This window comes from Streptococcus taonis, assembly GCF_029948085.1.
In the GTDB taxonomy this organism is placed as follows: Bacteria; Bacillota; Bacilli; order Lactobacillales; family Streptococcaceae; genus Streptococcus; species Streptococcus taonis.
Window position 1 is genome coordinate 1 of the sequence record NZ_JARZZP010000008.1, and the last position, 13091, is coordinate 13091.

General features: G+C 39.3%; 16 protein-coding genes. 13 read left to right on the forward strand and 3 right to left on the reverse strand.

The genetic code is table 11. From position 1 onward, the window contains the following. Positions 1-222: 222 nt before the first annotated feature. Positions 223-792 (reverse strand): MptD family putative ECF transporter S component, encoded by a 570-nt coding sequence (locus QEZ38_RS05335; RefSeq protein ID WP_281335248.1) that lies wholly within the window; start codon positions 790-792, stop codon positions 223-225. Positions 793-923: 131 nt separating this feature from the next. On the opposite strand from QEZ38_RS05335, the gene QEZ38_RS05340 reads away from it, so the two are divergent. From QEZ38_RS05340 to QEZ38_RS05400, 13 genes are all read left to right on the forward strand, one after another. Further along, positions 924-1775 carry an Rgg/GadR/MutR family transcriptional regulator gene (locus tag QEZ38_RS05340; protein WP_281335249.1) on the forward strand — a complete coding sequence of 284 codons (852 nt, stop codon included), beginning with the start codon at positions 924-926 and terminating at the stop codon, positions 1773-1775. A 189-nt stretch (positions 1776-1964) separates the two neighbouring features. Next, on the forward strand, positions 1965-3212 hold the full coding sequence (locus QEZ38_RS05345) for an MFS transporter (protein ID WP_281335250.1): 1248 nt from the start codon (positions 1965-1967) through the stop codon (positions 3210-3212). An 80-nt stretch (positions 3213-3292) separates the two neighbouring features. Then, complete coding sequence (hisS, locus tag QEZ38_RS05350; RefSeq protein WP_153224590.1) at positions 3293-4573, forward strand: histidine--tRNA ligase; 1281 nt, start codon at positions 3293-3295, stop codon at positions 4571-4573. Further along, positions 4573-5040, forward strand: coding sequence for a hypothetical protein (locus QEZ38_RS05355; protein ID WP_194251809.1), 468 nt, complete (start codon positions 4573-4575; stop codon positions 5038-5040). Before hisS ends, QEZ38_RS05355 begins: the two co-directional genes overlap by 1 nt. A gap of 9 nt (positions 5041-5049) precedes the next feature. After that, positions 5050-5256 (forward strand): helix-turn-helix transcriptional regulator, encoded by a 207-nt coding sequence (locus tag QEZ38_RS05360; protein WP_001176235.1) that lies wholly within the window; start codon positions 5050-5052, stop codon positions 5254-5256. Beyond that, the gene (locus QEZ38_RS05365; RefSeq protein ID WP_153224588.1) at positions 5256-5459 is read left to right on the forward strand and encodes a hypothetical protein; all 204 of its coding nucleotides are present in this window, start codon (positions 5256-5258) and stop codon (positions 5457-5459) included. The genes QEZ38_RS05360 and QEZ38_RS05365 overlap by 1 nt, the downstream gene beginning before the upstream one ends. After that, positions 5456-5806 (forward strand): PspC domain-containing protein, encoded by a 351-nt coding sequence (locus QEZ38_RS05370; RefSeq protein WP_281335251.1) that lies wholly within the window; start codon positions 5456-5458, stop codon positions 5804-5806. The genes QEZ38_RS05365 and QEZ38_RS05370 overlap by 4 nt, the downstream gene beginning before the upstream one ends. 13 nt (positions 5807-5819) lie before the next feature. After that, positions 5820-6542 carry a DUF3169 family protein gene (locus tag QEZ38_RS05375; RefSeq protein ID WP_153224586.1) on the forward strand — a complete coding sequence of 241 codons (723 nt, stop codon included), beginning with the start codon at positions 5820-5822 and terminating at the stop codon, positions 6540-6542. Between the two features lie 55 nt (positions 6543-6597). Then, positions 6598-7311 (forward strand): DUF3169 family protein, encoded by a 714-nt coding sequence (locus QEZ38_RS05380; protein ID WP_281335252.1) that lies wholly within the window; start codon positions 6598-6600, stop codon positions 7309-7311. A 9-nt stretch (positions 7312-7320) separates the two neighbouring features. Then, positions 7321-7962 carry a CPBP family intramembrane glutamic endopeptidase gene (locus QEZ38_RS05385; protein WP_281335253.1) on the forward strand — a complete coding sequence of 214 codons (642 nt, stop codon included), beginning with the start codon at positions 7321-7323 and terminating at the stop codon, positions 7960-7962. 18 nt (positions 7963-7980) lie between these two features. After that, a complete protein-coding gene (locus QEZ38_RS05390; protein ID WP_281335254.1) occupies positions 7981-8196 on the forward strand; it encodes a hypothetical protein in 216 nt (71 codons plus the stop codon). 148 nt (positions 8197-8344) lie between these two features. Beyond that, complete coding sequence (gene aspS, locus QEZ38_RS05395) at positions 8345-10108, forward strand: aspartate--tRNA ligase (RefSeq protein WP_281335255.1); 1764 nt, start codon at positions 8345-8347, stop codon at positions 10106-10108. After that, positions 10086-11027 carry a YitT family protein gene (locus QEZ38_RS05400; RefSeq protein WP_281335256.1) on the forward strand — a complete coding sequence of 314 codons (942 nt, stop codon included), beginning with the start codon at positions 10086-10088 and terminating at the stop codon, positions 11025-11027. Before aspS ends, QEZ38_RS05400 begins: the two co-directional genes overlap by 23 nt. A gap of 122 nt (positions 11028-11149) precedes the next feature. Here the strand turns inward: QEZ38_RS05400 and QEZ38_RS05405 are convergent, their stop codons facing one another. After that, positions 11150-12136 (reverse strand): LacI family DNA-binding transcriptional regulator, encoded by a 987-nt coding sequence (locus tag QEZ38_RS05405; RefSeq protein ID WP_281335257.1) that lies wholly within the window; start codon positions 12134-12136, stop codon positions 11150-11152. A 9-nt stretch (positions 12137-12145) separates the two neighbouring features. Further along, positions 12146-12946, reverse strand: a complete 801-nt coding sequence (locus QEZ38_RS05410) for a DUF1189 domain-containing protein (protein WP_281335258.1) — start codon at positions 12944-12946, stop codon at positions 12146-12148. Positions 12947-13091: the final 145 nt, after the last annotated feature.

The window sequence follows — 13091 nt, forward strand, 5'->3', positions numbered from 1 at the left end:
CTTACCTCTATTATACGACTTTACACAAAGAAAAGCCCTTAGAAACTTGACTTCCAAGGACTTTGTCTTCAATCTGAATTTTGGACAATTTTCTTCAATCTTTTTCTTTTACTAGAGAAAATAAAAAAACTCTTAAAAATAGCATGTATCAGCATTTCTAAGAGTTTTCAAGATGTAGTAAAATTTTGTCTACCTACTGAGAGCTGTGTGGCTCTTTTTCTATCACATTTTGTCTGCAAACTTCTTACTCAGCGCTTGTCCAATAAGGGCGCCAAGTAAAGCACCGATAAGGACGCTTGCTACAAAGAGAAGGATAGTACAAGGGTTAGGCGCGACCATGATGCGGTCAATATAGTCCTGAGATTTTCCACGAGCGACTAGAGTTGCGATATAGGCTTGAGGGGTCAACCACATGAGTAGGATGGGACCAGTAGTACCAAAGGCAAAAACTAGGAAGGAAAGAAGGTTTTTAACCTTATCTTTGTAGTGGCCAAGATGAGCGATGCCATCTGCTGCAAGACCGCAGATAATTCCTGGCAGAAAGGCTCCAGCACCATGCTTGCTCCCGAGGAAAAATAGAGAGATTACAAGTCCAATCGTAGTAATCGCTCCAAAACGAGGAACCTTTGCTAAAAGGATCATATAGACGCTACCACCCACAAGAGCAGAAAAGGCAGGGGCGTAAAACATATTTCCAGTGTGGTCGACAAGGTTTCCTAGTAGAACACCCACTCCGATACAGAGAAAGTAGACAAGGGCAGCTACAAGGGTCGTCAAGATATTCTTTTTCATAAGTTCTCCTTCGTATATCTGATGTTATTCATTGTATCATGCCTGTGGCAGATTGTAAATGCTGGTTTGGAACTAGTATTTATTAGGAAATGTGGTAAAATAGGAAAAAATAAAAGACGAGTGGTAAGAGGATGAAGAATTTAGGAAAAGTTTTTAAAGAGTTACGAGAATCAAGAAAAATTTCCTTGAGAAAAGCAACAGGTGGACGCTTTTCAGCATCCTTATTGTCGCGTTTTGAAAATGGTCAGAGTGAAATATCTGCTCCAAAGTTAATAACAGCTTTGGAGAATATTCATGCGAGTATGGAAGAATTGTTATTTTTGGCGAGAGGTTTTCATCAAGATGCCTATTCTGAATTTAGAAACAGAATAGTTGAGGCTATTGACCCTCAAGATTTGACATCCTTGCGCACTCTCTACCAGAGAGAGTATCAACAACTTCCTTTTTCAAAAGATAGACAGCAACATATTCTCAATGCTATTTTAATAAAATCCTATATGAAAGCCATTGATGAGACGGTTACATTGACCGCTGAGGAAGAAAGAGTCCTACATGATTATCTATTTTCTGTCGAAATTTGGGGACACTATGAATTGTTGTTCTTTTCTTCCTGCTCTCCGCTTTTATCAGTCCAGCTTTTTACAAAGTACTCTCGAGAAATGTTGCGGAAGTCAGATTTCTTGCAAGGAGTTGGGAAAAATCGAAATATAATGCATACCTTGCTCCTCAATGCTTTTATGGCCTGTATTGAAATTGATGATTTTACCAATGCCCTCTATTTTAAAAAACAAATTGAAAAGAACTTTTTTGAAGAAAATGAAACCTATTTTCGAATAGTCTACCTCTGGGCAGAAGGTTTGCTTGATAGTAAGCAAGGAAGAGCAGAGGAAGGGCAGAGAAAGATGGAGGACGCTATTCGTATTTTCGAGATGATTGGTTGTAGCAGATCTGCTGACTATTATAGAAGCACCATGGAGTGTTGAATATCTGCAACTAGATAAAATAACTTGAAACGATAGGACTGTGAAGATACTTATTAGCATTAGACAAATTCTATCGTTTTCGTTATCAGTTTAGTCTGTTGCATATATTCAAAAATGTCTTCTCGTAAGATTCTTGATGCTATACTAGAGCTACCATAAAAGTAGTATGTGAGAAAGAGAGGAATCTATATGAAACTATTACTAAGAAATCAAGCATACAGAGTTTTGAGTTTATCACGATTTTTCAATGCTTTTGGAGCTTCCATTTTTAATTTAGTGTTTGTGGTCTATGCCTCGACTTTGCCAGAGGCTTCTGTTGCCGTTGCTATGGCGAATGTTGTGATGATGCTTCCAACTCTTTTTACAGTTTTTGTGGGAATTCGGGCAGATTATACCAAGGACAAGGTCAAATGGATGACCTATGTCGGTTTATTTCAGGCGGTTTTATTTTTTCTAGCAGCCCTAGTTGTTCAGCAAGCTAGTTTCTTTGCCTTTTCGACCCTTTGGCTCATCAATGTTATTAGTGATGTAGCCAGTGATTTTGCAGGTGGCTTGCGAATGCCTCTCGTTAAAGAAAAGGTCGCGGAGCAAGATTTGATGGAGGCTTACTCATTTTCTCAGTTTATTACCTATATCTCTGCGATTGGCGGCCAAGCTTTTGGAGTTTGGCTATTAGGGGTGTCAACACAGAACTTTTCGCTCGTAGCGGGAATCAATGCCATATTTTTCCTAGTGTCAGCTCTCATTCTCTTTTTAGGAAGGGCTGAATTAAGCTTATCAACTCCACTTGTTGATAGTAAATCACTGAAAAATGAGAAACTTTCTATCAAAGATCAATTTTTAACGATTTACCGAAACTTACGTCTCGTTTTTCTTAAAAGTGGACAGAAAAACTTTGGTTTTATGCTCTTTGCTATCTTGATTATCAATGCTTTGGGTGGTGCCTTAGGTGGTATCTATAACATCTTCCTTTTAAATCATTCCTTACTGAATTTTTCCTACAAGGATGCCTTGTTTATCTTACAATTGATTACCTTATTAGCAGTTATCATCAGTAGCCTTACTGGCAATGATTATTTTGGGAAGCAATCTCTACCTAGATTGATGATGTGGGTTACATTAGGAGCCAGTCTAGTTGGTCTATCTAATTTGTTAAACCAAGTCTTGCTCGGGATGCTTTTCGTCTTTTTTACCATGTATGTTTCTGGGAAAATTTCTCCAAAAATTAGTGCTCTGCTCATGAAAAATCTTGCTCCAGAGGTTCTCTCTCGTACCAGTAATTTTTTAGGTTTGTTGTTTACTCTATCTATACCAGTGGGGACGGCCTGTTTTTCACTGGTGGCAGTATGGGATATACAGTTAACATGGGCTCTGTTTGTTGGGCTTTCCTTGATTGCGATTCTCCTAGCTAGTCTTAATCTCAAAAATGAAATTTAGGTGTTAGTCTTCTTTTCTCACTGTCCCAATCCCTTCATTTATGGTAAAATAGGACTATTAAGTTATAAAGAGGATTCCCTATGAAATTACAAAAACCAAAAGGAACGCAGGATATTTTACCTGCTGAGTCTGCCAAATGGCAGTACGTTGAAGGCTTTGCGCGTGAAATCTTCAAACGCTACAACTACGCAGAAGTGCGTACTCCTATTTTTGAGCACTACGAAGTCATCAGTCGTTCTGTTGGAGACACAACTGATATCGTAACCAAGGAAATGTATGACTTTTACGACAAGGGAGACCGTCATATTACCCTCCGTCCAGAAGGAACTGCTCCAGTCGTTCGTTCTTATGTGGAAAACAAACTCTTCGCACCAGAAGTTCAAAAACCAAGTAAGTTCTACTACATGGGGCCAATGTTCCGCTATGAGCGTCCACAAGCAGGTCGTTTGCGCCAATTCCACCAGATTGGTGTGGAGTGCTTTGGCTCTAGCAATCCAGCTACCGATGTGGAAACTATCGCTATGGCAGCCCACTTCTTGAAAGAAATTGGCATACAAGGTGTTAAATTGCACCTCAACACTCTTGGAAATCCTGAGAGCCGTGCGGCTTACCGTCAGGCCTTGATTGACTACTTAACACCGCTCAAGGAAACCTTGTCTAAGGATAGCCAACGTCGCTTGGAGGAAAATCCTCTCCGTGTCTTGGACTCTAAGGAAAAAGAAGATAAGGTAGCAGTAGAGAATGCGCCTTCTATTTTGGATTTCCTTGATGAAGAAAGCCAAGCTCATTTTGATGCTGTGCGTCAGATGTTGGAGAATCTGGGTGTAGACTACATCATCGATACCAATATGGTGCGTGGTCTAGACTACTACAACCACACTATTTTCGAGTTTATCACTGAGATTGAGGGCAATGACCTGACAGTCTGTGCGGGTGGTCGTTACGATGGTTTGGTTGCTTACTTTGGTGGCCCTGAAACTGCTGGATTTGGTTTTGGACTTGGTGTAGAGCGCCTGCTTCTCATCCTTGAAAAGCAAGGTGTGGCCCTCCCTATCGAAAACGCCCTAGATGTCTATATCGCAGTCTTGGGTCAAGGGGCAAATGTCAAGGCTTTGGAATTGGTACAAGCCCTTCGCCAACAAGGTTTCAAAGCAGAGCGTGATTACCTCAATCGTAAACTCAAAGCTCAGTTCAAGTCAGCCGATGTCTTTGCGGCTAAGACCCTCATCACTCTAGGTGAGAGCGAAGTCGAAAGCGGACAAGTAACGGTCAAGAACAATCAAACCCGAGAAGAAGTGCAAGTGTCGCTTGAGACAATCAGCCAAAACTTCTCAGAAATCTTTGAAAAACTAGGGTTTTAATGATAGATAAACTGGTCAGGATTTTATTCCTGACCTTTTTCTTTTGCAAAATGACAAAAATCTTAAACTTTTTGACAAAGATAATTGTCAAAAATAAAAAGATATGTTACAATGAAATCAAGTTAAGAAATAAAGAACTAGGAGGGGGCCACATGTGGGTATGGATTTTTTTTCCTTTTCTCGTCTTGATTTATAGTAGTCAATCTAAAAAAATCAAGCGGTTAGAGAAAAGGTTAAAGGTAATCGAAAGAAAAGAGAAAGGAAATATAGATATGTCAAGATTATTGCAAGAATTAATTGGGAAAAAACCAACAATCGTTGGACAAGTGTTTGGAACAAATTTATGGGAAGTTGTGGATGTTGATGAGGAATGGGTCAAACTACGTCATGTTGATAAAAATGGGAAAGAAAAATTCAAGTTGCAACGTATTGAGGATATCCAAGCCGTTGAATTTGATGGAGAGTAGGTGTGTAACATGCAACTAAAAAACCGTCTAAAAGAGCTTCGGGCTCGCGATGGCCTGAATCAAACCGAGCTGGCCAAACTAGCTGGCGTGTCCAGGCAAACCATCAGTTTGCTAGAGCGGGATGAGTACACGCCCTCCATCGTCATTGCTCTGAAGATTGCTCAGATCTTCAATGAGCCAGTCGAGTCAGTTTTTCGCTTAGAGGAGGATGAGTGATGAACAAGTATAAAGTGATTTATTATCTCTGTATCGTTGTGTTTATCGTGAATCTTTTGGCTATGATTGGAAGCCTATTTGGTTGGTTTACAATCGTTGAAAGTAAGTATCTCTTCTGGATAAATTTAGTGCTACTATTAGTCTTTAGATGGGTAGAGAGAAAGATAAAATTCAAAGAGCTCGTAAAAGGAGAAAAGTTATGAAAGAATTTTTAGCAGGTTTTCAAGTCGATACTGAAGACAAAGCACTTGCAGGTGTTTGTGCAGGTTTAGGAAATTATTTTAACATCCAAACCAACATCGTTCGTTTGGTGACGCTCTTCTTGTTTCTCTCTTCGACGGAGATTGGTATTTTAACAGTTACAGCCTATGCTTATCTAGCAGGTTGGCTTGGCAATGAGCCCTTGGGAGATAGAGCGAAAAAAGCAAGAAATCAAGCTATTCTCTTATTTGTTGTTTGTTTGCTTTTGGTGTCGCTTGGAGCAGAAGGTTTGACAGCTATTTTTGAATCAAGTAAAGCCTTTGGTCAATGGTTGGCTGGATTAGTTTAGAGGGAGGATGAAAATGAAAAAGAAACGAATCTTATACTTCTTAGCGATTGGTGTTTTAGGCTATTTTACAGGTATGCTTGCAGGTCGTGCTTGGGCATTGGGCACAAGTTTTAATTTGAATACTCTAGTTCCATGGATTTCAGCATCTTGTTTATTGATAGCTTTCATTAGCATTTTTGTAACTATCTATTTTTTAAAAAAGAGTAGGAAATTCCACTCTTTATATCAAATGGAAATAGATGACGATGTGAATGAAACTTATTATGTGCAAATGTATCGAAATCTTGAGTTCGGTACGATTGCCTTTAACGTTGTCTCGGTTATGACTATACTCGCCTTATTCATCTCTATGAATGAAGTGATGATACTCCATACAAGTTCTATCGTTCTAGGACTTTCTGTCCCAGCTCTTATTTTAGCTGCAGTACTTCAAAAATATCTTTTCAAGACGATTTCGATTGTTCGTCAGTTTGATTTGTCATTCTTCTCTATTCCAAAGGATGTGTTAGATTATGTCAATTCTTACGATGAAGGAGAACGACAAGCTAATTTGGAGCAGAGCTTTCGGATTTTATTCCAATTAAACCAATATGTTTTACCAGGTTTGTATATTTTGATTGATATCGTTTCTGTACTTACAGGAGAAATTCAGTTATTAGCACTTTTAGCCGTAGCTGTTATCCATATTTATATCAATGTGATGCAAATACCTATGGTGAAACGCTATTTCAAATAGGAAAGATCACTGAAACTACTTAAGGTTATTGGCTAGTTTAGATAGAGGTCAGAAAATGAATAATAATCGTAGATGGTTGAGAGTAGTAATGTGTATGTTAAGTGCTTTTGTAGTAGCCTTTGCCTACACTCTTAGAGGGATAGTTGAACAGATTCAAATGGAACAAGTCTTACCTACTATTTATGGAATCGCTCTTGTTATTGGAGGACTTTCCTTCGTTTTAGCCATGTATTATCTTGGTAAAAGTCGCGAAGTTTATACTCTTTATCAAAGGGCGACAGAGGAAGAAGATAGTAACCAAACCTATGTAAGAGCTTATCGTTACTTAGATTATGGTTCAGTTTCTTCAAATGTTTTGATGATAGCAATGATGACCAGTGGGATCATACTAATTTCTCCGATATTTAAAAATACCTTGCTAATTCTTCCTACTCTTATTCTATTATGTTTATACATTATTGTTGCCAATTACTTGTTGCGAACTATTTTTATCGTTCGACACTATAAACTGTCTGCTTATTACACTCCAAAAGATATTTTAACCTATCTTAACAGTTATGATGAGGGAGAAAAGCAGGCAGAGATGGAGAGTGCCTTTTTAACTCTGTTTAGGCTGGATCAAATTTTACTGCCCGCACTCTATATTTTATTGATAGTATTATCAGTTATTTTACGAGAAATACAAGTAGTTGCCTTAGTTCTTTTGATTATCATCCATCTTTATATAACTATCGCACAATTAAGAAAAACAAAACGTTATTTTAAATAGGAGTCTTTTATGAAAACACTTAAAAACATTGGCTGGTTTGTTCTAGCTTTCTTATCATTTTTGTTTATCTACGGTTTTATTCAGGCTTTACCTCTGATTGCTCTTGGTTCAGGTGCACCTATAGTCGGTGTTCTTCCGCTTTATATTCTATTAGCAGGAGCTTTTACCTTCTTAACATACAAGTGGTATAAGACAGGAACTGTTACGATAGAAAAAACGGGCCTTAACAAATACATCTGGTTGCCTGCCTTGGTATGGATCCTTATCATTGTTGTACAAACTTTCTTACCAAATGATCCATCTGTCAGTCAACAGACGGCAGAACAATTGACTCATAATCAACCTCTCTTCTCTTTCTTCATGATTGTTGTCTTTGCACCCCTGACAGAAGAGTTAACCTTTAGAGGGATGTTGGCTCGCTATGTCTTCCCTCAACAGGATAATGTCAAGCAGACAGCTCTCTTCCTACTTGTAAGTAGTATCATTTTTGCTCTTGTTCATTTCCCTGGCACTCCTCAACAATTCCTAGTTTATGCTTCACTTGGTTTTAGCTTGGGATTGGCTTATGTTAGTAAGGGTGGTCTGGCTTATAGTATGGGATTGCATGCTTTGAACAATTTAATTTCATTTGTGATGATAATGATGCTATAATAGACTCAGGAGGAAGTCATGAAACGAGTGATATTATTAGCAGTGATTCAGGCAGTTGTACTCTTCTTTATTATTGGAGCGCTTGCCTATGCTTTTAAAGGGGATTTCTTTTATAACCATCTAGCAGTTATCTTTGCACCAATCGCAGGTATTATGCGATTTGCGACAGCCTATGCAACGGAGATTGTTCTCCCTAAAAAGGCTGCAGAGATTGCTGAAAAGCGAAAACAATAAAGAAATACCAAGTAAAATAAGATCCAGCGAATGACTTTGCTGGATTTTTTCATTTATAGCAGGATTCTTCTCAACTTTTCTGATGATTTTCATGAAGAGCCTGCGCTTTTATGGTAAAATAGTAACAGAATAAAAGAGGAGATAAAACATGAAACGTAGTATGTATGCTGGTCGTGTTCGTGAGGAACACATCGGACAAGAAATTACCTTGAAAGGATGGGTTGCCCGTCGTCGTGACCTTGGTGGTTTGATCTTTATCGATCTTCGTGACCGTGAAGGAATCATGCAGTTGGTTATCAACCCAGAAAAAGTATCTGCAGAGGTGATGGCAACAGCTGAAAGCCTTCGTAGTGAATTTGTCATCGAGGTGACTGGTCAGGTTGCTGCACGTGAGCAAGCCAATGATAAGTTGGCGACTGGAGCAGTTGAACTGAATGTAACAACTCTTACTGTGCTTAATACAGCCAAAACAACACCATTTGAGATTAAGGATGGCATTGAGGCAAACGACGATACACGTCTACGTTACCGCTACCTTGACCTTCGTCGTCCAGAAATGTTGGAAAATCTTAAACTTCGTGCCAAAGTAACACATTCTATCCGCAACTACTTGGATGAGTTGGAATTTATCGATGTTGAAACGCCATTCCTTTCTAAATCAACGCCAGAAGGGGCGCGTGATTATTTGGTACCATCTCGTGTTAATAAAGGGCATTTCTATGCTCTTCCTCAAAGTCCACAGATTACAAAACAGTTGTTGATGAATGCTGGATTTGACCGTTACTACCAAATCGTCAAATGTTTCCGTGATGAAGACTTGCGTGGTGACCGTCAACCAGAATTTACCCAGGTCGACTTGGAAACTTCATTCTTGACTGAGCAAGAAATCCAAGACATCACAGAAGGCTTGATTGCGCGCGTGATGAAGGAAACCAAAGGCATCGAAGTAACACTGCCATTCCCTCGAATGAAGTATGACGATGCTATGGCTCTTTACGGTTCTGATAAGCCTGATACTCGATTTGATATGTTGCTTCAAGACTTGACAGAAGTTGTCAAAGGTGTTGATTTCAAAGTCTTCTCAGAAGCACCTGCTGTAAAAGCCATTGTGGTCAAAGGAGCTGCGGACAACTATTCACGTAAAGACATTGACAAGATGACAGAAGTAGCCAAGCAGTACGGTGCTAAAGGTCTTGCTTGGGTCAAGGTCGTTGATGGAGAATTAAACGGACCAGTTGCCAAATTCTTGACTGGCACCCAAGCAGAATTGACAACAGCACTTGGTCTTGAAGATAAGGACTTGGTTCTCTTTGTAGCAGATACGCTTGAAGTAGCTAATGCAACTCTTGGTGCCCTTCGTGGACGTATTGCTAAAGAACTAGGATTGATTGATACTGACAAGTTCAACTTCCTTTGGGTTGTTGACTGGCCAATGTTTGAATGGTCTGAAGAAGAAGGCCGTTATATGAGTGCCCACCATCCATTTACCCTTCCTCAAGCAGAAACTGCTCATGAGCTTGAAGGTGATTTGGCTAAGGTTCGTGCCATTGCTTATGATATCGTCTTGAATGGTTATGAACTTGGTGGTGGTAGTCTTCGTATCAACCAAAAAGAACTTCAAGAACGTATGTTCAAAGCTCTTGGTTTTTCAGCTGAAGAAGCAAATGACCAGTTTGGTTTCCTTTTGGAAGCTATGGACTATGGATTCCCACCACACGGTGGTTTGGCTATCGGACTTGACCGTTTTGTCATGTTGCTCGCTGGAGAAGAAAATATCCGCGAAGTCATCGCCTTTCCTAAGAACAATAAGGCAACTGACCCAATGACGCAAGCACCATCAACAGTAGCTCTTAAACAACTAGAGGAACTTAATCTACAAGTAGAACAAGATGAAACAAACGAAACTAACTAAAAAGTGGTACCATTATCTTCGTCGCTTTGCGTATCGAGTAAAGATTTTGCGTGTTTTACAAAGTATTTCTCGAGAAAAATACGATGAAAAAATCTCAGCTTCTCTGGTATATGGTTTTCTATCAGCAGTAGCCGTCAATTTCTTCTTCCAACCAGGGCACGTTTATTCAAGTGGTGCGACAGGTTTGGCCCAGATTATATCTGCCCTTAGTAACCACTGGTTTGGTTTTCATTTCCCGATTTCAGTAGCCTTTTATGCCATCAATATTCCTCTCATGATTTTGGCCTGGTATCAAATTGGACATAAGTTCACAATTTTTACCTTTATCACGGTATCTATGAGCTCGCTCTTTATCCAGTTTGTGCCTGTGGTGATCTTAACAGAGGATCCAATCATCAATGCCCTTTTTGGGGGTGTTGTCATGGGACTGGGGATTGGCTTTGCTTTACGTCATAACATCTCCAGTGGTGGAACAGACATTGTCAGCTTAACCATTCGTAAGAAGACTGGTCGTAACGTCGGAAGTATATCTTTCTTGGTTAATGGTACAATCATGTTGATTGCAGGGGTGACCTTTGGTTGGAAATATGCCCTTTATTCCATGATTACCATCTTTGTCTCAAGTCGTGTGACAGATGCAGTTTTCACCAAGCAAAAACGCATGCAGGCTATGATTGTCACTAGCAATCCAGATGCCGTCATTGAGAAGATCCATAATAAATTGCACCGTGGAGCAACCATGATCCATGATGCTGAAGGAACTTATAATCACCAGCGTAAGGCTGTTTTGATTACGGTTATCACTCGTGCAGAGTTCAATGATTTTAAATTAATCATGAAGCAAGTCGATCCAACAGCCTTTGTTTCTGTTTCAGAAAATGTTCATATCCTAGGCCGATTTGTCGAAGTCGAAAACTAAAGATTTCAGGACATCTTCAAATTCCATTAGTGATACCTTGCTCTAGTTTACTAATAGTTATTTATAACAATGAATAGAACGAAAAACCCAACTCTTGAACACATTGTCAGAGTTGGGCTTTTTTATTTTTCAACGATTTTGTGGGCAATCACTTGACGATAGCAGATTTGACGATTTTCTTTGGTATCGCTGATGATTTGCAGGATGGTTTCAAATGAAGTACGTCCCAGAGAGAGGCTATTGATATCCACATAGGCCGCTAGGTTTAATCTTGGATTAACAGAATCAAAGCTGAGTACAGGGATATTGAGATTGTGATCGTTGAGATAGTTACAAACACCTTCAGCTAAGAGGCTATCTGTTGTAATGATGGCATCAGTTTGAGGATCATGTTTGAAGAGACGTTTACTAAATTTATATCCCTTTTCTTCAAGAAATTCATCTGCAAAGAAGGTACGTTGACTATCAAGAGGAAGTTTGTGTTCTTGAAGGGCTTGTTCGTAACCTGTTAGACGATCCTGCGTAACGTAGAGTTTCTTGGCTCCACCGATGAAAGCGATTCGATTACATCCTTTCTTAATGAAGTATTCGGTTGCATCAAAACCAGCTTGAATATTATCGTTGTCAACAAGCGGAATAAAAGGGGACAAGGATTTTCCAAGGATGAGGAAAGGAAATTGCTCTTCTGAGACTAATTTTACCAAGGGGTCATTTTCTTGGGCATACAAGAAGATAAGACCGTCTACACGCTTTCCATAGACCATCTGTGAAATTGCATTTAAGCGTTCTTTTTCATCTTTTCCAGTTGCAATCTGGATGGCATAGTGATTTTCTGAAGCAACTTGTGCAATACCGCGTAGGACAGAAGGAAAGAAAGGATTTTGATAGAAGGCATCGGAGTCGTCTGGAAGAACTAAACCAATGACCTGCGTATAACTACTAACCAAGCTTCGGGCATTGAGGTTAGGATGATAATTGAGCTCTTTCATTGTCTTTCGAACTCGTTTTTTAGTCTCATCGCTAATGGTTGATTTATTTTGAATAACACGGGTTACGGTTGAGGGTGAGACCCCTGCAGCCTTGGCCACGTCTTTAATCGTAACAGGCATAATAATCTCCTACTTATGGTAGTCTGGATCACGGAAATGCGTTTTGTAAAAGATAGTGACCAGGTATAGAACAAATAAAATGTTTTGAACAGTAATTAAAGTTGCCATATTTTGGCCTAGGAGACCGAGAATCATGGCAAGTAAGGTTGGTAATCCTAAACAGTTCAAAATGAAATGATAGCACTCTTTATAGGTTTTAAATGAAAAGAGACGTGATTTTTTCGTAAAGTAGAGCAAGAGGCTAGAACCTAGAGCAACGATGAAAAAATTAAGTCCGAAGAGGAAGCTAGAACCTAATACAAGAAAGAGACTAACATAGACACGATTCTGTTGATACCAGTCTTTAGAAATGTCTTGTGTTAAGCTTTCCTTGCTTTGGAAGCTCTCAGTCGTGATTGCATGATAGCGAATGCTAGTCAATTCTTTTCCTTGCTTACTGATGATGAGTTTCTCAGGTTCAAAGTTCAGAAGTAATTCCTCAGGGAAGTTTGAACTAGAAGGGTCTCCGATTTGGATAGAAGCTTGATGAGGAGATGAACCAGTGTAGCTCAGCTTTCCATCATTAATCTGAGTATTTGCAGCTAAATCTTGTACGACATCGTCCGTCAGAGGAGCATAGACATCATCGATGAAGGTTTCTAAAGGATAGGTGTCCTGAGAGCTGTTCTGGATGGCAATAGGGACCATAGATAAGCTAATCAAGAAAATACTGGTAAAAATCAGTTGAAACCAGTTTAGACCGAAACGATGAGAGAGGGGCTTACGAAATCCCCAGATACTATTAAAATAAGAAAATGGATATGGTAACATAAATCTCTTTCTATAGGCATTTTTCTATATGAGTATTATATAGAGAAATGTGTTTTATTTCAAGCAGGGGATACGAATCCTTGTTGAAAGTAGATTATTAATAAAATTTATCAACTAACAATGAGGGGATTCTCAATAATCTCTT

Excerpts from the sequence above, each read along its gene's own strand:
- QEZ38_RS05390 (WP_281335254.1), top strand. The coding sequence starts at position 7,981 with ATGAAACGAGTGATATTATTAGCAGTGATTCAGGCAGTTGTACTCTTC.
- QEZ38_RS05385 (WP_281335253.1), top strand. The coding sequence starts at position 7,321 with ATGAAAACACTTAAAAACATTGGCTGGTTTGTTCTAGCTTTCTTATCA.
- QEZ38_RS05355 (WP_194251809.1), top strand. The coding sequence starts at position 4,573 with ATGATAGATAAACTGGTCAGGATTTTATTCCTGACCTTTTTCTTTTGC.
- QEZ38_RS05375 (WP_153224586.1), top strand. The coding sequence starts at position 5,820 with ATGAAAAAGAAACGAATCTTATACTTCTTAGCGATTGGTGTTTTAGGC.
- QEZ38_RS05345 (WP_281335250.1), top strand. The coding sequence starts at position 1,965 with ATGAAACTATTACTAAGAAATCAAGCATACAGAGTTTTGAGTTTATCA.
- aspS (WP_281335255.1), top strand. The coding sequence starts at position 8,345 with ATGAAACGTAGTATGTATGCTGGTCGTGTTCGTGAGGAACACATCGGA.
- QEZ38_RS05335 (WP_281335248.1), bottom strand. The coding sequence starts at position 792 with ATGAAAAAGAATATCTTGACGACCCTTGTAGCTGCCCTTGTCTACTTT.
- QEZ38_RS05370 (WP_281335251.1), top strand. The coding sequence starts at position 5,456 with ATGAAAGAATTTTTAGCAGGTTTTCAAGTCGATACTGAAGACAAAGCA.
- QEZ38_RS05410 (WP_281335258.1), bottom strand. The coding sequence starts at position 12,946 with ATGTTACCATATCCATTTTCTTATTTTAATAGTATCTGGGGATTTCGT.
- QEZ38_RS05400 (WP_281335256.1), top strand. The coding sequence starts at position 10,086 with ATGAAACAAACGAAACTAACTAAAAAGTGGTACCATTATCTTCGTCGC.
- QEZ38_RS05380 (WP_281335252.1), top strand. The coding sequence starts at position 6,598 with ATGAATAATAATCGTAGATGGTTGAGAGTAGTAATGTGTATGTTAAGT.
- QEZ38_RS05340 (WP_281335249.1), top strand. The coding sequence starts at position 924 with ATGAAGAATTTAGGAAAAGTTTTTAAAGAGTTACGAGAATCAAGAAAA.
- hisS (WP_153224590.1), top strand. The coding sequence starts at position 3,293 with ATGAAATTACAAAAACCAAAAGGAACGCAGGATATTTTACCTGCTGAG.
- QEZ38_RS05365 (WP_153224588.1), top strand. The coding sequence starts at position 5,256 with ATGAACAAGTATAAAGTGATTTATTATCTCTGTATCGTTGTGTTTATC.
- QEZ38_RS05360 (WP_001176235.1), top strand. The coding sequence starts at position 5,050 with ATGCAACTAAAAAACCGTCTAAAAGAGCTTCGGGCTCGCGATGGCCTG.
- QEZ38_RS05405 (WP_281335257.1), bottom strand. The coding sequence starts at position 12,136 with ATGCCTGTTACGATTAAAGACGTGGCCAAGGCTGCAGGGGTCTCACCC.